The sequence below is a fragment of the Streptomyces sp. NBC_01317 genome (assembly GCF_035961655.1).
In the GTDB taxonomy this organism is placed as follows: Bacteria; Actinomycetota; Actinomycetes; order Streptomycetales; family Streptomycetaceae; genus Streptomyces.
This window is the reverse complement of the sequence record NZ_CP108393.1, coordinates 6,274,467-6,292,472: the sequence shown is the minus strand read 5'-3', so window position 1 is coordinate 6,292,472 and position 18,006 is coordinate 6,274,467. Positions and strand designations below refer to the sequence as shown.

Here is an 18,006-nt window from a genome sequence, read left to right as displayed (position 1 = left end):
TCCTCCAGCTGATATTGGATTCCGTCGACTACTTGAAGGCGACGACGTCGACCGTGCGGATGTCCGGCGCGGAGGCGAGCAGGTCGGTAGCGACCTGGCCGATGGCTCGTGGCATCTGTCCCGCGAGGTGGGCGTCGCGAGCTTCGTCGGTCTCGAAGGTGTCGAACATGCCGTAGTTACTGTCGTCGATCTTGAATGCGTACCACGTGACGGTGCCCTGCTCGGCCAGCACCAGTTCACGGCCTTCTTGCAAAAACGCGGCCAGCTCATCACCCTTGCCAGGCTTTGCTTCGAGGAGAGCGAGAACTCCGAGTCGGATTTCCATTGTCGGTTTCCTGTTCTGGTGAGCTACGGCATGGTGGCCGCACAGTAACCCGCCCCCGCCGAACTCGACGGCTTTGACGCCCTCGATCCCCGACGCGACCTCCCTCATTACCCCGAAAGGTCAGCACGACTATCTTGGCGGCTGCCCAGGATCGCGGTTTTGTCGTATCGAGTGTCCAGGCCGCGCAATTGCTTCAAGCGGTTGACGCATGCGCTCGACGGTGCGCTGTTTATACGGCTCGCGGTCGAAAGCGGCTGGTCTGCCGCCGCGGCTGCCGTGTCTGCGCAGGTGCGCGCGGATGGCGCGGGAGGGGTACGCCTGGTAGGCCAGGACAACGTCCGGCCGGGTGCGGCGCCCCCCGCGGGCAGGGAACGCGCAGGCGGCCCATCACTTCGGCGAAAGCCGGGGCGTCGCCGGCCCGCCCGGCGGTCGGCATCAGGACGCGTGTCCCCAGGAAGCCGACCCGGTGAAGCCGAAGAGCGGAGACGGCCAGAACGCAGGTACTCAGCGGCCGTTCAGGCCGTTCGCTCGTGCCCTACGACCGAGCGATGGCCGCGTCGACCAGAACCTCGGCCGCGGCCCTCGCCTCATCGGCCAGCGACGGGTCGTGCTCGACATCGGCGCCGAGCCCCGATCCGTCGAAGAGCATGTGCAACTGTCGGGCCAGGGAGACCGGATTCGCGACCCCGGCGTCGCGGGCCAGATCGGTGAACATTCCCCGGACCCACGCCCGGTACCTGGCGTTCGCCTCCTGGGCCGCACTTCCGGGAAGCGCCTCCGCGGCGGCCTTCATGAAGGCGCAGCCATGAAAGTCCGGACTGCCGAAAACCGTTCCCAGCGTGGTGAAAACGCTCAGGATACGGTCGCGAGGAGTCGCTTCCGCCTCCATCTCACCCATGATCCGCTCGACGGTGGAGGTGTGCTGTAGCTCCAGGTAGGCCCGGATCAGCTCGTCCTTGCTCCCGAACGTCTTGTACAGGCTGGCCTTGGCCACCCCGGCCTGTTCGATCACCCGGTCGATCCCGACCGTTTGGATGCCCTCTTCGTAGAACAGCCGATTCGCCGCCGTGAGCAGTCGTTCACGCGCCGACGGCTTCGGCGCCGAGTCAACATCGCTCATCCGTCAGCATCCTTTCGGCTGGACCATTCCGCCACGACAGGCAGACCGGTCTGACCATCTCCTGGCGAGGCTAGTCAGATGACCATTCCACCGTCAACCGCGAGGTTCGCGCCGTAGATGTAGGAGGCCTCGTCGGAGGCGAGGAAGGCGACGGCAGCGGCTACTTCCGCAGTCGTGCCGACGCGGTCGGCCGGGGACCCGTTGGGGAAGTCATGGACGGCGTCGCCGAAGGCCTTGGTGCTGCCTTCGGTAAGGATCGCGCCGAGGCTGACGGTGTTGACCCGGACGCCGCTGATGCCGTATTCGGCCGCCCACGACTTGGTGAGCAGATTCACCGCTGCCTTGGAGGAGCCGTAGGCGGCCGGCCCCACCGCGCCCTTCTCGGCGAAGGCCGTGGTGATGTTGATGATGACGCCGTGCCCCCGCTCGGCCATCAACGGAGCCAGTTCCGCGACCAGGAAAAAGGGAACCTTGACGTTGAGGTTGTACATCGCGTCGAAGTCGGCCTCCGTGACGCCGGCGGTCGGTCCGAGAATGTAGACGCCCGCGTTGTTGACGAGGATGTCGATCTCACCGGCCAGGGCCACCGCCTCGGCGGCGAGAGTCTTGGCGCTGGCGGCATCGCGCAGGTCAGCGACGAGGAAGTCGGCCTCGCCGCCCGCGGCCCGGATCTCGGCGACGGCCTTCTCGCCGCGCTCCACGTTGCGGCCGGTGATCAGGACCCGGGCGCCGGAAGCGGCCAGGGTGCCGGCGATGTCTCGGCCGATGCCCTGGGTCGATCCGGTAATGAGGGCGGTCTTGCCGGTGGAATTGCTCATGGCAATACTCTTTCCATCCTGATAGTCAGACCGGTCGGTCTCCTGAGAACAACGGTAGACCAACAGGTCTGTTCGGTCAATGGAGAGACGGTCCGTCCGAAGGGGGAAAGATGCACGGCGCACGGGACGCGTCCTTCGGGCCCACCCCGGACGCGACCGCACGAGGTGTGACATCACCTTGCGGACGGTGCGGGCGGGTCGGGACCGGGAACGGCGAGGACTCTCTCCGGAGCCTGGATCAGAGTGCCGGCCCGGACGAGTGCCGCGTGCCGAGGTCGAGGCGGCCGATGTCGCGGGCCTGGACCAGCGGGCCGTGCACCGTGCCGCCGCTCACCGTGTTGTGTACGTCGCCGCTCTGCCGGTCCGGCCGCGCGGGGTCCAACTCCGCCAGCAGCGCGCGCAGTTCGGCCGCCGCCTCCGGGTCGGCGAGGAGAGTGCGGCGCAGACGGTTGCGCCATTCGGTGCGCAGGTCCTCGGCGGTCCTGGCCGCCGTCTCCTCGCTGTCCGCGCCCCGGGCCTCGGTCAGTTCGGCCCGGCCGCTCTCCAGGTCCGCCTCGACCGCTTCGGCCGTCGCCGCTCCCCTGCCGGTGAGGAAGCCGGTCACCCGGTCGCGTACCGAGGTCCAGCCGTCCGTCGCCATCTGCTGGACGAGCGCCGTCGCCCCCGCCGTCGCCAGCGCCAGTAACTCCGCTTCCATCAGGCCCCCTTCGCGCACACTCCGCTACGAAGGAAGACTACCCGTCACCGGCCGAGCAGGGTGGTGAGCGCACCCACGGGATCGGTGTCCGGGGTACCTCGGGGCCACCAGTCCTCACGGTCGCGGTCCGACTCGTAGCCGTACCAGAGACCGTCGCGGCCGAAGCGCAGTTGGAGAGACGAGGTGGAGAGGCGATTGCGCCAGGGTCGGAAGTGGGGGTGGTCGGCGGCGGCGAGGGCCGGGCGGGCGCGGTCGAAGGGGCCGGCCGGCGGGTCCCAGGGCTCTTCCAGGGCGGCGAGGCCCGCGAGACCGCCCTGGCGCCAGGCCGCGACCGCGCGGGCCAGGTCGGTGGGGGTGTGGTCCGTCCCGGCGCCGAGGTCGCGGTAGAGGGCGCGGGTGGAGGCGGTCAGCCCCGAGCCCGGGTGCGCGGCGGCCAGCCGTACCGCGTCCTGCCAGGGGGTGAGCGCGCCGACCGGGTCGAGACCGGTGGTGAGGAACGTGTGCGCGCGGGCCGCCGCCTCCGAGGCGAGGAGGTCGAGCGCGAGCGGGTCGGGGGCGCCCGGGGCCTGCGGGTAGGCGGGCGGGCGCCCGGGGCGGTCCGGGGTGGGGAACGGCGGCGGGAGCGCGGGGAGCGTACGGGCGGCGAGGGCGGTGGCCGCCGGGACCATGGGCATCGGCGGCGCCGCGGCGGTCCGCTCGGCGGCCGAGCGGGTCGCGTTGCGGCGGGTCAGGTCGGCCAGGACCTCCAGCTCGCCGCGCCCGCGCATCAGGAACAGGACGAAGGGGTCCTTGTCCAGGAGTCGGGCCGTCTGGTAGCAGAGGGCGGCCGCGTGTTTGCACGGGTAGCCGTCGTCCGGGCAGGAGCAGTCCGGGGTGAGGTCGCCCCCGGCCGGGAGCAGGTCGGCCGTGGCCGCGAGGGCGTGGGGCATCTCCTTGTCGAGGAGGGCCGCGATGTGGTCGGGGCGGGCCGCCGCCGCGTCGAGGAGGTCTTCCCAATCCCCGTCGTCCAGGGTGCGCAGCCGGATTTCCGTACGGTACGGGCGGGGCCTGGAACCGCGTACGTAGGCGGTGACACGGCCGGGGGTGACGGTGATCGCGTCGACGTGGCCGCCGCCCGCGTACACCCGGCCGCGGCTCAGGCGGGCCGGGTCCAGGGCGGTGTCCTCCATCGACTCCACCCAGGCGTTGCCCCACCAGGTGGTCGCGAACCCGCTCTCGAAGGCACGCGCGGCCGCGTCGCCGGGGCGCGGGGGCAGCGCGGGGAACGTACGGCGGCGGTCGTCCTGGCGCACGGCGCGCGGGGCCGTCATGACTGCCGCCGCAGGGACACCAGATCGGCCAGCTCCCGGTCGGTCAGCTCGGTCAGGGCCGCCTCGCCCGAGCCGAGGACCGCGTCGGCCAGGGCGCGCTTGGCCTGGAGCATCTCGGCGATCCGGTCCTCGACCGTGCCCTCCGCGATCAGCCGGTGGACCTGCACGTGCTGGGTCTGGCCGATGCGGTACGCGCGGTCCGTGGCCTGCTCCTCCACGGCGGGGTTCCACCAGCGGTCGAAGTGGACGACATGGCCGGCGCGGGTGAGGTTGAGGCCGGTGCCCGCGGCCTTGAGGGAGAGGACGAAGACCGGTGTCTCGCCCGACTGGAAGCGGTCCACCATGCGCTCGCGCTCCGCCACCGGTGTGCCGCCGTGCAGCAGTTGGGAGGGGATCGCGCGGGAGGTGAGGTGCGCGGAGAGCAGCCGGGCCATGGACACGTACTGGGTGAAGATCAGGACGGAGCCGTCCTCCGCGAGGATCGTGTCGAGCAGTTCGTCCAGGAGGGCGAGCTTCCCGGAGCGGCCGGTCAGCCGGGCCGTGTCCTCTTTCAGATACTGCGCGGGGTGGTTGCAGATCTGCTTGAGCGCGGTGAGCAGCTTCATGACCAGGCCGCGGCGGGCGATGCCTTCGGCGTTCTCGATGGCACCCATCGTCTCTCGGACGACGGCTTCGTAGAGGGAGGCCTGCTCCCGGGTGAGGGCTACGGGGTGGTCGCTCTCCGTCTTGGGCGGCAGCTCGGGGACGATGCCCGGGTCGGACTTCTTCCTGCGCAGCAGGAACGGCCGCACCAGCCGGGCCAGTCGCTCCACGGCCTGTTCGTTGTCGGCGTCCTTGATGTCGGCGCTGCGCGCGTTCTCCACGTTCTCCACGATGCGGGCGTGCCGGGAGCGGAAGGCCTTGAGCGGGCCGAGCAGACCGGGGGTCGTCCAGTCGAGGAGGGCCCACAGTTCGGAGAGGTTGTTCTCCACGGGGGTGCCGGTGAGCGCGATCCTGGCGGGCGAGGGGATCGTACGGAGCGCCTTGGCGGTGGAGGAGAAGGGGTTCTTGACGTGCTGGGCCTCGTCGGCGACGACCATCCCCCAGTCGTGCGCGGCCAGTTCGCCCGCGCTGGAGCGCATCGTGCCGTAGGTGGTGAGGACGAAGCCGTCCCCGGCCTCGTCCAGGGAGCGTCCCGCGCCGTGGAAGCGGTGCACGGCCACCCCGGGGGCGAAGCGGGTGATCTCCCGCTGCCAGTTGCCGAGGAGTGAGGCCGGGCAGACGACCAGGGTCGGGGTGGGGCGGGCCCGGTGCAGGTGCAGGGCGATGACGGTGATCGTCTTGCCGAGGCCCATGTCGTCGGCGAGGCAGCCGCCGAGACCGAGCGAGGTCATCAGGTCCAGCCAGGCGAGGCCGCGCAGTTGGTAGTCGCGCAGGGTGGCGTCGAGGGCCGGGGGCTGGGGCACGGCCGCCGGGCCCGCGACCAGCCGGTCGCGCAGCACGGCCAGGGCGCCCGTCGGGACGGCCTCCACCGTCTCACCGTCGACCTCCGCCGTGCCGGTGAGGGCGATCGCCAGGGCGTCGACGGGCTCCAGGAGGCCCAGCTCCCGCTTGCGCGCCTTGCGCACGAGCGCGGGGTCGATCACCACCCACTGGTCGCGCAGCCGCACGATCGGGCGCGTGGACTCGGCGAGCACGTCCATCTCCCTCTCGGTGAGGGGATCGCCGTCGAGCGCCACCTGCCAGTTGAACGTGAGCAGCTCCGCGCTGTCGAAGAACGGGGTGCCGTCCGTGGCGGACCCGGGCGCGGCGCGGACCACCGCCGACGCGGTGAGCGAGCGCACCAGCTCCCGGGGCCAGTGCACGGCGACCCCGGCCGCGGCGAGGCGGGCGGCGGCGGGGCCGAGCAGGTCGTACAGCTCGTCCTCGGAGAGCGACAGCGCGTCGGGGACGTCCCGCTCCAGCAGCCGCCCGAGCGGGGTCCAGACACGCGCGGCCCGGCGCAGGGCGAGCATCGCGTCGACCCGGGCCCGGGGGCCGAAGCTGGCGTCCCCGTCGCCCGCCCAGAGGCGGCCGGCGTCGAGGACCAGGGTGGGGTCGGCCAGGCTGTGGACCTGGACGAGGGCGGCGCCGGCCCGGCGGGTGATCCGGGACTCCTCGTCGCCGCCGCGCCCCCCGCGCCCGCCGCGCCGGCCGAAAGCATCGCCCGGCGGGCGGTCGGAGGCGGCGGCCCGGTCCGCCGAGGTGTCCGCCTCCTCCCCCGCTCCGGTCGTGTCGAACAGGTCGTACGCGGACAGGTCGAGCCGCAGCGAGACCCGCACACCCGCGTCCATGCCCGCCGCCGCCTCGGCGGCCCACGTCCTCGCGCCCGGCAGATGCTGCGCGGCCCGGGCGGCGAAGGGCTTGCCCGCCGCGAACGCCGCCGCGGGCGTACGGGGCAGCGCGTCCGCCACGGCGTCCAGGAACGCCCGCACCAGCGCCTCGGGCTCCGGCAGGCTCAGCTCCCCCGGGTCCGCCCCCGGGCCTGGAGCCGGGCCCGGCGCCATCCCCGCGACCGGTACGGCGTACGCCTCCGGCGGCATCGCGGCGGCGATCGCCCTGAGCTGCGCGATGTCGTCCGCGTCGAGCGGGCCGGCCCGCCAGGCGTCGTGGTCGGAAGCGGTGAGACCGGGCAGCAGCCTGCCGCGCGCGGCCAGCTGGAGCGCGTGCAGCGCGGCGGCTCCCCAGCACGCCGAGGCGGGATGGGCGGTCCTGTCCCGCCGGGCACGGACCAGCAGCGGTACGGCGTCGGCGACCGGCATCAGCAGGGCGGGGACCGTCCGGGCCTCGACCCCGCCGCGCTCCCCGAGCCGTACGACCGTGATCTCGCCGCGTTCCGCGCGGCCCGCGATCTCGTCGCCCTGCGTCCGCCCCCGCGTGTCAGCCCGGGTCCGGCCCCGCATGACCGTGGTCTCGCCGCCGGGGCGCGGCGGCGTCACGCCCTCGTCCGGCCAGGCCGGCAGCTCCCCCTCCGGGGCCCAGAAGGCGACTCGTCCCTCGCGCGGCAGCCCGGCGGGCAGGAAAAGGGCCGCGCAGCGCGTGAGACCGGGGGGTACGGAGGAGGACAGGGCGGCGGACGACGACGGGAGGGGCCCCGCACCGGATGCGGCAGCCGTACCAGAAGGGACACCAGCACCGGCACCCGGCAGGGGTGCGCGGGCGGCCGGTCGTACGGCGGTCCGAGTGACGCGCTCCATGGTCCCCACTCCCTCCCACCCCACGATCCGACGGCGAGATCCGACTGACTGCGAGTCTAGGCGGGGGGTCTGACAACCGGCCGCCGAGCGGCTTCTCCGCAGGTCAGTAAGGGTCAGCAAAGATCAGCGCAGCCCTTCCCAGATCTCCCTGGTCGCCGCCCCCGGATCCCGGACCGGCCCGGCCACCGCCGCGCCCTCGGCCCCGAACACCATCGTCGTCCTGGTCTCCCGGTCGTACGGCAGCCAGCCCGGATCGCCCGTCCTCGCGAACTCCACCCACGCCCCGTGCATCGCGTCGGCAACACTCTGCGGCGCGTCCTCGCCCAGCATCGGGGCGTACACCGGGTCGCGCAGCCGGTCGAACACGAAGCCCAGTTCCGCGGAGTGGCAGGCGCCCAGCCGGCCGTCGAAGCGCGGGGATCGCCAGGCGAACTCGTACACGTACGAGCCCGGGACCGCCTCCGCGAGCCGGATCGCCGGGATCCGGTAGAACCAGTCCGTCACCAGCGCGTCGTACAGCTCGCCGGGAGTCGCCCCGGCCCGCCCCTCCCCGTACAGGGCCAGTGCCGGGCCCGGATCGAGGCCGTACGCGCGTGCGGTCGCGCGCAGCCTGGCCCACGTCAGCAGCTCCAGGCGTCCTGACGGCACCAGGAAGAGCCGGTACTCCTCGCGGTTGCTGCCGACCAGCAGGTCCACCCCGCAGCCCGGCCCCGGCAGGATCCGCCGGGGCCGTACTGGCTCGAACGGCATCATGTTGACGGCTGCCTCGCCCCACAGGGCACGGTCGGGGCGGGCCACGATCTCCGCGCGCAGCTCGGCCTGCGCGGGGAGCAGCCGGGCGGCGGGCACCCCGGCGAGGGCCTCGGCGGTGGGCGCGATGTCCAGTTTCGCCGCCAGGCGCGCGGTGATGAGCCGTGCGGAGGCCGGGGTCAGGAAGTGGTGGGCGCCGCCGCTCTGGAGGATCGCCCGCCGGAAGAGGCCCTTGGCCCGCTCCATCCCGAGCAGCACGCCGATGCTCATCGCCCCGGCCGACTCCCCGAAGACCGTGACCCGGTCCGGGTCGCCTCCAAAGGAAGCGATGTTGTCCCGTACCCACTCCAGTGCGGCGATCTGGTCGAGGAGGCCGCGGTTGTCCGGCACGCCGTCCAGATGGCAGAAACCTTCCGCCCCGAGCCGGTAGTTGAAGGTCACGCACACCACGCCGTCCCGCGCGAACGCGGTCCCGTCGTACGCGGAGGTGGAACCCGAGCCGTTGGCGAACGCGCCGCCGTGCACCCACACCATGACCGGGAGGCGGGCGCCAGGACCGGGTGACGGGGTCCAGACGTTCAGGTTGAGGCACGACTCCCCCGGTTCGCCCGGGACGACGTTCTCCGGGAGGAGCGCGTCGAGGGGCGGTGCGTAGGGCGCCTTCGGCGCGGTCGGACCGTACGCGACGGCGGGGCGCACGCCCTCCCACGGCTCGACGGCCCCGGGCGGACCGAACCGGGGCGCGGTCGCGTACGGGATGCCGAGGAACGACGTCACCCCCGTGGTGACGGACTCACGGCCTCGGACCTGCCCCTGACGGGTCGTGCACTGCGGTTCCATACGCGTGATCTACCCCGGTGGCGGACGCCGGAGCCTCCGGAGGGACGGCCGGGACCGGGAATCCGTTCCGTAGCCCGGCCGGCCGCACACCTGGTGCCGCTCCGCGCGGGATCCGGCAGTGTGACGAGCACCTGCCCGACGCACGTACCGGACCGGACCCGGCTCACGCGCCGGACCGGACCGGACGCCCGTACCGAACTGAAGACGAGGACCGCCCATGTCCGTGACCGATCACCGGCGCCTCGGCATCGCCGCCGGGGCAGTGCTCCTGACCTTCGCCGTCGCCGGCTGTTCCGGCCTCGGCCGGACCTCGGTGGGCACCATCGTGTACGAGTCCGAGAACCGGCACCAGGTCCAGGTGTCGAACCCGCTGGTCACCGGCTGTCACCGGCTTGTGCCGGGCGGCGCGGTCGACCTCACGAACCGCACCCTCGTCGACATGCGGATGTACCTGACCCCGGACTGCTCGGGGAAGAGCACCACGTACATCGCCACCACACTGAACGACGTGATCGCCCCCGGCGCCGCCCCCTGGCGGAGCTACACGTTCGTGCACTGAGCCGCGCCCGTCCGCCGGCGGACCAGCGCGACCAGTTCCGCCGTACGGGGCCGGCGGACCACGGCCATGAAGACCAGCGGGACGGCCAGGATCACCGGCGTCAGCAGGTTCTCGCCGTCGAAGGCGGTCAGCTGGGTGACGAAGACGCCGATCATCAGTCCGACGAAGGCGATCGCGGCCACCCCCGACAGCAGCGGGATCAGCAGCGCGACGGCGCCGGCCAGCTCCAGGGCCCCCACCAGGTACATGAACCAGTCGCCGAAACCGATGGTGTCGAAGGACTCCACCGCCGAGGAGTGCGCGACCAGCTTGGGGGCGGCGCTCGCGATCCCGAAGAACAGTGCCAGCACGATCTCCAGCCCGCGCACCGTGAGGTGCGCCCGGCGCGAGGGCACATAGGTCGGGTTCAGGGCCTCTGACATGGTGGTTTCCTCCGTCTGGTCGAGCGCCCGGTGGCACTGTCGAGAGGTAGACGGAAGGCCGCGCCGGAACTCATCGCTCGCCCCGCACACTCTTCCCCGTGGTCGGGGTCAGAGGCCGCCTCGGCGGGTAGACCCACCTCGGGAGGTGCGAATATGCGCACCGGAAGTGAGCCGAGGACCGCGCGCAGTGCGCTGCGGATGCGGTTCTGGCTGAGCATATGGGGTGTGATCTGGGCCGTCTTCGGCACGGTGGCGTTCGCGGTCGCCGGGCGGATGGGCTGGTCGCTGGCGTGCGGCCTGCTGCTGCTGGCCGTCCTGACCGACCTGGGGGTGGTCCTCTGGCGCATCAGGCGCAGAGCGCGCGGAACGGACCGCGACGACCGGTACGGCCGGCCGCCGGGGCGCTGACTGTACTCCGGTTACGCCGCTGACTGTACGGTCACGCTTCAGCACCCACCGCGGTCGAAGTCAGCCGGTGTCGTCCGCCATCAGTCCGTGTCGGGGGAGTCGGCGTCCCGCGCGTCGCTGTCGAACCGGGCCGCCTTCAGATACTCCGGCTTCGGGTCCAGCGCCGCCGCCAGCCGGAAGTGCCGGGTGGCCTGGTCGGGACGGCCCGACCGCTGGTACGTCCTGGCCAGGGCGAAGTGCGCGTACGCGTTGTCCGGCTCGCGCTCCAGGACCAGCTCGAACTCCAGCTCGGCCGGGCGCAGTTGGGCCGCCGCGAAAAACGCGCGGGCGCGCAGCAGGCGAGCCGCGGTGTTCTCCGGGTGGGCCGCGATCACCGAGTCGAGGAGCTTCACGGCCCCGCGCGGATCCCGCGCCGCCAGCAGCTGCTCGGCCGCGCGATAGTCGATGACGTGGGTCTCCGGGCTCTCGGGCACGGTCGCATCCTTCCCTAGCTGCGCGGCTTCAACGCCACGCGTGGTGGTGCTATTCCATTCTCCCGCGCCGGCCGGACGCCGCCGCGCGCTCCGTCAGGCTCTCCCAGACCCTGCGGACCTGCGGTTCCAGTTTCTCCAGCGGGCCGTCGTTGTCGATGACGACGTCCGCGACGGCGCGGCGCTCCTCGCGTGTCGCCTGCGCCGCCATGCGCTTGCGCGCCTCGGACTCGGTCATGCCCCGGGTCCGTACCAGCCGGTCGAGCCGGGTCGCGGACGACGCGTCCACGACGACCACCACGTCGTACAGCGGCGCCATGCCGTTCTCCACGAGCAGCGGCACGTCGTGGACGACGATCGTGTCGGCGCCCGCCGCCGCCTCCAGCTCCGCTGAGCGGGTCCGTACGAGGGGGTGGACGATCGCGTTCAGCGCCTTGAGGCGGTCGGGGTCGCCGAAGACGATCGCGCCGAGTCCCGGGCGGTCCAGGGCCCCGTCGGCGGTGGTCACGCCGGGGCCGAACTCGGCGACGACGGCGGCCAGCCCCGGAGTGCCCGGCTCGACGACCTCACGCGCGATCCGGTCGGAGTCGATGACCACGGCGCCGTAACCGGCCAGCAGCCGCGAGACCTCGCTCTTGCCCGCGCCGATTCCGCCTGTGAGTCCCAGTCTCAGCATGAGTGCCAGCTTAGGGGGTGCGACACGGCCCGCCCAGGACCGGTCAGGGGTCGCGCGGGAACCACCACGGGTCACGTACGAGAAACCACTTCCCCGCCGGAACGATCACGGGCCGCCCGTCGGCCGGGCGGCCCGTGGCCGTCTGCGCGCGGTGCCCTCACACCGCGCGAGCGGACCTACCGTGTCCGGTAGGCGTCGAGAAGGGTCTGGGTGAAGACCCCCTTGTCCCGGTCCTTGATCTCGGCCTTGAAGGAGACAGAACCGCCCGCCGCCGGGTTCACCACGGTCACCTTGCCGTTCCGCACGGTCAGCGGCGACCAGGTCGCGCCCCGGTCGTACGAGCCGTACACCACAAGGGACTTGAGGTCGTGACCGGCGGCCGAGCCCTGCACGGTGACCGGCACACTCAGCCGCGCGCCCGCCAAGGCCGTTCCGTCGAGGGCGAGTTGCGGGGTGTAGCGCACCACGCTCGACGGGATCCTGGTGGCCTTCTTGGTACGGCCCGAGGTGAACTCGGCCGACCACGACACCTCCGTACCCACCGTCGCCACACCGGACTTGACCCGGCTGACGGTCGTGACGAGCTTGTACCGCGCCTTCTCCTCCGGCAGGTCGAAGCCCGCCGTGTCCAGCGGGTCCTGGACCGTGGCGTACGGCACGCCGTCGCGGTACAGCGTGGTGGAGGCGGACGCCGTGTCGTACAGGCTCTCGCCGTCGTGGCCCGCGCTGTCCGTGAAGGGGCGGATCGAGCCGGTCAGCCGGTCACCGTCCCTGACCAGGCCGGATCCGGGACCTTCCACACCGGAGCCGGGACCCGTGAGCGCCGGGCCGAAGACCCCGGTGTTGAAGGTCTCGGCGTACTCCTTCCCGCCGCGGTACGTCCGGGCCGGCAGCGGGTACCGCACCTCGACCGTCCTGCCGCCGCGCAGTTGCTGGAAGGTCCGCTGCCAGGTGCGGCCGGTCTGGAGGTAGGTGGTGACCGTCTCCGGGGCGCCCGTGTAGGTGGATCCGTACAGCCCGTTGTCGGGGGTCGAGAGGATGACGCCGCTCCGGCCGGTGACCGAAGCCCCCTGCTGCGAGGTGACCTTGGCGAACCGGTCCCGCTTCGGGTGCAGGGTACGGCCGGTGTAGAAGCCGTCGGCCAGCTTGTCCGCGAGCAGGAACGTCGCCGTGTCCGTCACGAAGGTGGCGACGATGTGGGAGGAGACCGTCCCGGGCGCGGGCCGGGGGCCGACCTGCTGGGTACGGAAGCCCTCGGACAGGTTGCCGATGTAGAGGGCGATCGGGCCCGGCGCGCCGTCCGGGGTGATGGTCACGAAGCCTGCGTTGTACGAGGCGTCGGGGTCCGGCGCCGCGAGGTCGATCAGCTCGGTCTGCCGCGCGTCGACGGGGAGCGTGGTGTCCTTGTCGAGCAGCAGGCGCGGCGCGGAGACGAAGTCGTCGCCGATGTAGACGAGTTCGGGGCTCAGCAGCGGTACCTCGCCGATGATCGTGTACGTGCCCCTGGGCAGCCGCAGCCGGGCCGTTCCGCGGTCGCCGGAGACGGCGGTCATGGTGTCGTGGTCGAGGTCGTAGACGTAACCGGACCAGTCGCCGTCACCGGGGGCGGAGCCGTCGCGTGCGGTGGCCTTGAGGGTCAGCTCGTACATCTCCCCCTCCAGGTTGAGGGCGCCCGCCGTCCGCACGGCCCGCTTTCCGGCGCTCGCGGTGACGGCGAGGCTGTACACGCCGAGGGTCTCGCCGCCGAGCCGGGGATCGGCGGTGACGTCGACCGAGGCGGTGCCGCCCGCCGGTACGGTGACCTGCGGGGCGCCGAGGGTGAAGAAGCCGTCGGGCGCCGGGGTATGGGCGGGGCCCGTGGCGGTCGCGGTCAGGTCGAGGGTGACGGCTTCCGTACCGCTGTTGCGGTAGGTGAGCGTCCTGGTCACCGGCTGGTCGTCGGTGTGCGGCCAGAGCGGGGCGCCGAAGCTCAGCGAGGCGGGCTCGGCGACGACGTCCTGGACGACGGCCCGGGTCAGGTCGACCCGGCCGCTGCCCTGCTCGACTGCGCTGTACGGGCCCGGCCTGGCGGACCCGATGAGCGTCTCCTTGATCCGCGTACCGCTCCAGTCGGGGTGCTGCTGGGAGAGCAGCGCGGCGGCGCCGGCCACGTGCGGGGTGGCCATGGAGGTGCCGGAGATCGTGAGGTAGCCGGGCGCGGGGTGGGGGGTGCCGGGGGCGGTGTCGATACGGCTGCCGGCGGCGGCCGCGGCCGTGATGTCGACGCCGGGCGCGGTCAGGTCGGGCTTGAGGGCGCTGTCCCCGATGCGCGGGCCGCGTGAGGAGAAGGTGGCGAGGGTGTCCTGCTGGTCGACGGCGCCGACGGTGAGGGCGCGGTCGGCGGTGCCGGGGGTGCCGAGGGTGGAGGCGCCGGGGCCCTCGTTGCCCGCGGCGATCACGAACAGCGCGCGGTCGGAGAGCCGGTCGACGGTCTCCTCGACCGGGTCGACGCCGAGGGTGTCACCGCCGCCGAGGGAGAGGTTGACGATCGTGGCGCCCTGGTCGACGGCCCATTCCATGCCCGCGATGATCGAGGACTCGGTGCCCGCGCCCCGGTCGTCGAGCACCTTTCCGTTGATCAGCCGGGCGCCGGGCGCGACGCCCTTGTACTTCCCCTGGGAGGCGGCGCCGGTGCCCGCGATGGTGGAGGCGACGTGCGTACCGTGCCCGTAGTGGTCGGAGACGTCGGGCGAGTCGGTGAAGTTCTTCTCGGCGACCACCTGGGGCGCCAGGTCCGCGTGGCGGGTGTCGATCCCGGTGTCGAGGACGGCGACCTTCACGCCCGTGCCGTCGTATCCGGCGTGCCAGGCGTCCGGGGCGCCGATCTGCGGCACACTTTTGTCCAGCGAGGCCGTGACCAGGCCGTCGAGCCGGACGGAGCGGATTCCGGCGGCGAGGCGGTGGCCCTGGGGGGAGCGGCTGGTCAGGGCGGCCCACGCGGCTCCCGCGCCGGGGCCCGGCACGGTCAGGGCCTCCCCCGCGACGGTGTCGATCTCGGCCCGTACGGTCGCTCCGGTGTCCGCGCGCAGCGCGCTCCGCGCGGTGGAGCGCTGTCCCGCGCCGGTGTAGGTGACGAGCAACGGGACGCCGTCGCCGACCAGTTGGCGGTATTCGGGGCGGCTCAGCTCGGTCACGTCGAAGAGGCGGCGGTCCAGTTTGCCGGTGGCGATCAGGCCCGCCGTGTCGGAGGGCAGGACGTAGGTGTGTCCCTGGATCTCGCTGATCTGGACGGGGACGGCCTCGCGGCCCTCGGCGGGCCGCAGCCGGGCGACCTTGCCCCGGCTGTCCAGGACGACGTGGTCCCCGGTGATCAGGGTGATCCCGGCGCCGTCCCCCGCGCCGTCCCGAGTGCCGTCCCCGGCGGTGGCCGGTCGCGCGGTGGCCGTGGCGGGACCTTTCGTACCCCCGGCCTGCGCGGCGGACGGTCCCGCGCCGATCCCGGTGGCCGCCAGGGCCAGGGCCGCGGCACCGGCGACGACGGCCGCCGTCGTCGTCGTTCGCTGTGATCTTCGCAAGATGCCCCCCGGGCCGGTCGGGGAGCCGGTCGCCCACCCGTGACGCGGACACGCTAAGAGTGCGTGATCACTACGTCAATCGGATGATTACGCGCATACACCAACAGGCGGGCATGACTGGTCCGGACATTTAACAAGCCATTGTCACGGCGTCGAGCAGGCCCCTAGGGCCTGGAACAGCGAAGACCGCGGCGTCCGGACCACTCGTCCAGGCGCCGCGGTCATCGCGGGAAGATCAGGTGCCGTACCGGCGGGGTGGCCTCAGGCTCCCCCGTCGCCCTCCCGCTCGGCGAGGAACTTCTCGAATTCACGGCCGATCTCGTCGGCCGACGGCAGTTCCGTCGGCTCCGCGACCAGGTTCCCCCGGCTCTCGGCGCCGGCGACCGCGTCGTACTGGTGCTCAAGCCCCTGGACCATGGTCACCAGGTCCTCGTCACCCTCGCTGAGCTGGCGTTCGATCTCGGTCTGCGTGCGCTGTGCCTCGGTGCGCAGGGAGTGCGCGATGCTCGGCAGGACCAGTCCCGTCGCGGCCGTGATCGCCTCCAGCGCGGTCAGCGCCGCGTCCGGGTACGAGGACCGCGCCACGTAGTGCGGGACGTGCGCGGCCACCCCGAGGACGTCGTGCTCCGACTGCATCAGGCGGTATTCGAGCAACGACTCCGCGCTGCCCGGCACCTGCGCCTCGTCGAACGGGCTGCGGTGGCCCGGCATCAGGTCCGTGCGGTTGCCGTGCGGCGTGATGCCGACCGGCCTGGTGTGCGGGACGCCCATCGGGATGCCGTGGAAGTTCACCGAGAGCCGTACTCCCAGGCGCTCCACGATCTGGCGGACAGCCGCCGCGAACCGCTCCCACTCCACGTCCGGCTCGGGGCCCGACAGCAGCAGGAACGGCGCTCCCGTGGCGTCCTGGACCAGGCGCACGTCGAGCGTCGGGGTCTCGTAACCGGCCCAGCGGTCCTTCTTGAAGGTCAGCAACGGCCGGCGCGCGCGATAGTCCACGAGCCGGTCGTGGTCGAAGCGGGCCACCACCTGGTGGGGCAGCGACTCCAGCAGGTTCTCGACGATCTGGTCGCCGGTCTCCCCCGCGTCGATGTAGCCGTCGAAGTGGTAGAGCATGACAAGGCCCGCCGACTCCTGTGCCAGCGCCATGTCGACGACGGCGAGGCCCTTGGGCTCCCATTCGTACAAACCCTGCGGATCAAGCACGATTACCGCTCCTCCTCGTGTTCGTAAGAAGAACGCGCCGTGCGGCACGGGCATTCCCCGTGCCGCACGAAGATCCGTTACAAACGTCGGAACGTCGGGCGACGTCAGGCGAGGACGCGCGCGTGGAGCGTGCTCACCACCTTCCTGGCGGAGGTGAAGGCGCCGTGCTGCCAGGCGTCGGCGTACGAGAGGTAGTCACCGGCGAAGTAGACGCGGCCCGCGGCGCGGTTGAGCGGGGCGAAGACCGGCGCGTCGGGGCCGCCGGACATGCTGTGCCAGGCGCCCTCCAGGTGCGGGGTCTGGCGCCAGTGGTGGGAGAAAGAGGACGCCAGCTCGGTGCGGTACTTCGCGCCGTGGATCTTCTCGCCCTGGGCGACGGCCCGCTTCTCCCGCTCGGCGGGGGTCAGGTTCCCGTACGTGTCGGCGTTGGTGCCGGTGTTGTAGTACCCGATGACCGTGCCGCGCGCCCCGTGGAAGCCGTACGACGGGTACCAGATGTGGCTGAGGTCCATGTCCGTCTCGGTGATCCCGCCGTAGATCCGGTGGTCGCTCTCCCACCAGCGGCTGCGGTACTCCAGCGCGATCTTGCCGGCGGACGTCGGCCGTACGGCCTCCAGCGCGATCTGCACCGCGCTGCCCAGGTTGTGGGAGGTCTTCGCCAGGATGTGGGGCGGCAGGGCGGCGACGCAGTAGTCCGCGTCGATCACGCGCGTCCGGCCGTTCTGCGCGTACGTGACGGTCACGCCGTGCGCCTTGTCGGTGATCTTCTGGACGACGGCGCCGGTACGGATCCTCCCGTGGCCGATCGCCCGGGTGAGCGCCGCCGGTATCCGGTCCATACCGCCGACCGGCTGGAACATCAGCATCGCCTGGTCGTACCCGAACTCGAAGGAGAAGTAGCGGCCCACTCCGCTGGAGAGCACCTCGGACACGGTGGGCACCGCGCCCAGCTCCACGCCGGGGGTGCCGGCGGCGGCCGGGTCGACGCTGAAGCCGCGGTGTTCGCTTCCGGTGTAGGTGAGTTGACTGCCGATGTCCCCGAAGCTCTTGAGGAATTCGAGGAGCCGCTGCTGGTCGTCGGCGGTCAACTCGGCGTCCAGCGCGCCCCGTCCGGTGGCCTTGGCGAGCAACTCGGAGACGTAGCCGTACGTGTCGGCCTTGGCGGTGCGGTAGCGCACCGGGGCCGTCATGCCGGCCTTCTCGTTGTAGATGTAGGCGCTGGCGTTGGAGTTGGTGAACACCTCGACGGGGACGCCGAGTTCACGGCAGTAGTCCATGGTGACCATCCACTGCGGAATCCGGGCGGGACCCGCGTTCATGTACTGGCCGTCCGAGAAGCGCGCCGTCTGGCGGTGGCCGAGGAGGTCCGTGGTCGAATCCCCGCCGCGTACGGTGAGGTTGCGGCCTCCCGTACGGTCCCCGGCCTCCAGGACCGTACAGTCGTAGCCCGCCTTGCCCAGTTCGTACGCCGTGGTGAGGCCGGCGATCCCGCCGCCGACGATCACCACCTTGGCGGCCGCCCGGCCCCTGAGGGTGAAGTCACCTGTTCTGGGCGCGCGGAAGACGGGCTCGCGGCTCGCGGCCTCGGCGGTGGGGGCGAGACCCAGGGCCCCCATGGTGGCGAGCATCGCCCCGG

Annotated in this window: 15 protein-coding genes and 1 pseudogene; 2 read left to right on the top strand and 14 right to left on the bottom strand. The window is 72.2% G+C overall.

Features of this window, described 5'->3' with window-relative positions:
- Positions 1 to 28 precede the first annotated feature (28 nt).
- From OG349_RS27330 to OG349_RS27295, 8 genes and pseudogenes are all read right to left on the bottom strand, one after another.
- Positions 29 to 325, bottom strand: a complete 297-nt coding sequence (locus OG349_RS27330) for a putative quinol monooxygenase (protein WP_327237116.1) — start codon at positions 323 to 325, stop codon at positions 29 to 31.
- Positions 326 to 474: 149 nt separating this feature from the next.
- Positions 475 to 755: pseudogene (locus OG349_RS27325) on the bottom strand (IS5/IS1182 family transposase); the annotation flags it as partial.
- Positions 756 to 860: 105 nt separating this feature from the next.
- Positions 861 to 1,445 (bottom strand): TetR/AcrR family transcriptional regulator, encoded by a 585-nt coding sequence (locus OG349_RS27320; RefSeq protein ID WP_327237115.1) that lies wholly within the window; start codon positions 1,443 to 1,445, stop codon positions 861 to 863.
- 74 nt (positions 1,446 to 1,519) lie between these two features.
- A complete protein-coding gene (locus tag OG349_RS27315) occupies positions 1,520 to 2,386 on the bottom strand; it encodes an SDR family NAD(P)-dependent oxidoreductase (RefSeq protein ID WP_327237114.1) in 867 nt (288 codons plus the stop codon).
- Between the two features lie 115 nt (positions 2,387 to 2,501).
- The gene (locus OG349_RS27310; protein ID WP_327237113.1) at positions 2,502 to 2,960 is read right to left on the bottom strand and encodes a hypothetical protein; all 459 of its coding nucleotides are present in this window, start codon (positions 2,958 to 2,960) and stop codon (positions 2,502 to 2,504) included.
- Between the two features lie 44 nt (positions 2,961 to 3,004).
- Positions 3,005 to 4,270: an SWIM zinc finger family protein gene (locus tag OG349_RS27305; protein ID WP_327237112.1), complete on the bottom strand. Its 1,266-nt coding sequence runs from the start codon at positions 4,268 to 4,270 to the stop codon at positions 3,005 to 3,007.
- Positions 4,267 to 7,485 carry a DEAD/DEAH box helicase gene (locus OG349_RS27300; RefSeq protein WP_327237111.1) on the bottom strand — a complete coding sequence of 1,073 codons (3,219 nt, stop codon included), beginning with the start codon at positions 7,483 to 7,485 and terminating at the stop codon, positions 4,267 to 4,269. Before OG349_RS27300 ends, OG349_RS27305 begins: the two co-directional genes overlap by 4 nt.
- A 123-nt stretch (positions 7,486 to 7,608) precedes the next feature.
- Entirely contained in the window at positions 7,609 to 9,075 is a 1,467-nt protein-coding gene (locus tag OG349_RS27295; RefSeq protein WP_327237110.1) for a carboxylesterase/lipase family protein, read from the bottom strand.
- 217 nt (positions 9,076 to 9,292) lie between these two features.
- Here OG349_RS27295 and OG349_RS27290 point away from each other — a divergent pair, with 217 nt between their 5' ends.
- Positions 9,293 to 9,634: a hypothetical protein gene (locus OG349_RS27290; protein WP_327237109.1), complete on the top strand. Its 342-nt coding sequence runs from the start codon at positions 9,293 to 9,295 to the stop codon at positions 9,632 to 9,634.
- Here OG349_RS27290 and OG349_RS27285 read toward each other — a convergent pair.
- Positions 9,616 to 10,056, bottom strand: coding sequence for a DoxX family protein (locus tag OG349_RS27285; RefSeq protein WP_327237108.1), 441 nt, complete (start codon positions 10,054 to 10,056; stop codon positions 9,616 to 9,618). The genes OG349_RS27290 and OG349_RS27285 overlap by 19 nt on opposite strands.
- Positions 10,057 to 10,209: 153 nt before the next feature.
- On the opposite strand from OG349_RS27285, the gene OG349_RS27280 reads away from it, so the two are divergent.
- Positions 10,210 to 10,464 (top strand): DUF6343 family protein, encoded by a 255-nt coding sequence (locus tag OG349_RS27280; RefSeq protein ID WP_327237107.1) that lies wholly within the window; start codon positions 10,210 to 10,212, stop codon positions 10,462 to 10,464.
- An 80-nt stretch (positions 10,465 to 10,544) separates the two neighbouring features.
- Here the strand turns inward: OG349_RS27280 and OG349_RS27275 are convergent, their stop codons facing one another.
- The 5 genes from OG349_RS27275 to OG349_RS27255 all read right to left on the bottom strand — a co-directional run bounded on the left by OG349_RS27275 (position 10,545) and on the right by OG349_RS27255 (position 17,998).
- A complete protein-coding gene (locus tag OG349_RS27275; protein WP_327237106.1) occupies positions 10,545 to 10,937 on the bottom strand; it encodes a tetratricopeptide repeat protein in 393 nt (130 codons plus the stop codon).
- Between the two features lie 49 nt (positions 10,938 to 10,986).
- Positions 10,987 to 11,610, bottom strand: coding sequence for a dephospho-CoA kinase (gene coaE / locus OG349_RS27270; protein WP_327237105.1), 624 nt, complete (start codon positions 11,608 to 11,610; stop codon positions 10,987 to 10,989).
- Between the two features lie 176 nt (positions 11,611 to 11,786).
- Positions 11,787 to 15,164, bottom strand: a complete 3,378-nt coding sequence (locus OG349_RS27265) for a S8 family serine peptidase (protein WP_327237104.1) — start codon at positions 15,162 to 15,164, stop codon at positions 11,787 to 11,789.
- A 261-nt stretch (positions 15,165 to 15,425) separates the two neighbouring features.
- The gene (locus OG349_RS27260; RefSeq protein ID WP_327237103.1) at positions 15,426 to 16,370 is read right to left on the bottom strand and encodes a PAC2 family protein; all 945 of its coding nucleotides are present in this window, start codon (positions 16,368 to 16,370) and stop codon (positions 15,426 to 15,428) included.
- A 104-nt stretch (positions 16,371 to 16,474) separates the two neighbouring features.
- Positions 16,475 to 17,998, bottom strand: coding sequence for a flavin monoamine oxidase family protein (locus tag OG349_RS27255; RefSeq protein ID WP_327238744.1), 1,524 nt, complete (start codon positions 17,996 to 17,998; stop codon positions 16,475 to 16,477).
- Positions 17,999 to 18,006 lie beyond the last annotated feature (8 nt).

Bases quoted from the DNA above. Each gene is read 5' to 3' on its own strand.
- OG349_RS27330 (WP_327237116.1), bottom strand. From the start codon at position 325: ATGGAAATCCGACTCGGAGTTCTCGCTCTCCTCGAAGCAAAGCCTGGC.
- OG349_RS27320 (WP_327237115.1), bottom strand. From the start codon at position 1,445: ATGAGCGATGTTGACTCGGCGCCGAAGCCGTCGGCGCGTGAACGACTG.
- OG349_RS27310 (WP_327237113.1), bottom strand. From the start codon at position 2,960: ATGGAAGCGGAGTTACTGGCGCTGGCGACGGCGGGGGCGACGGCGCTC.
- OG349_RS27305 (WP_327237112.1), bottom strand. From the start codon at position 4,270: ATGACGGCCCCGCGCGCCGTGCGCCAGGACGACCGCCGCCGTACGTTC.
- OG349_RS27300 (WP_327237111.1), bottom strand. From the start codon at position 7,485: ATGGAGCGCGTCACTCGGACCGCCGTACGACCGGCCGCCCGCGCACCC.
- OG349_RS27295 (WP_327237110.1), bottom strand. From the start codon at position 9,075: ATGGAACCGCAGTGCACGACCCGTCAGGGGCAGGTCCGAGGCCGTGAG.
- OG349_RS27290 (WP_327237109.1), top strand. From the start codon at position 9,293: ATGTCCGTGACCGATCACCGGCGCCTCGGCATCGCCGCCGGGGCAGTG.
- OG349_RS27285 (WP_327237108.1), bottom strand. From the start codon at position 10,056: ATGTCAGAGGCCCTGAACCCGACCTATGTGCCCTCGCGCCGGGCGCAC.
- OG349_RS27280 (WP_327237107.1), top strand. From the start codon at position 10,210: ATGCGCACCGGAAGTGAGCCGAGGACCGCGCGCAGTGCGCTGCGGATG.
- coaE (WP_327237105.1), bottom strand. From the start codon at position 11,610: ATGCTGAGACTGGGACTCACAGGCGGAATCGGCGCGGGCAAGAGCGAG.
- OG349_RS27255 (WP_327238744.1), bottom strand. From the start codon at position 17,998: ATGCTCGCCACCATGGGGGCCCTGGGTCTCGCCCCCACCGCCGAGGCC.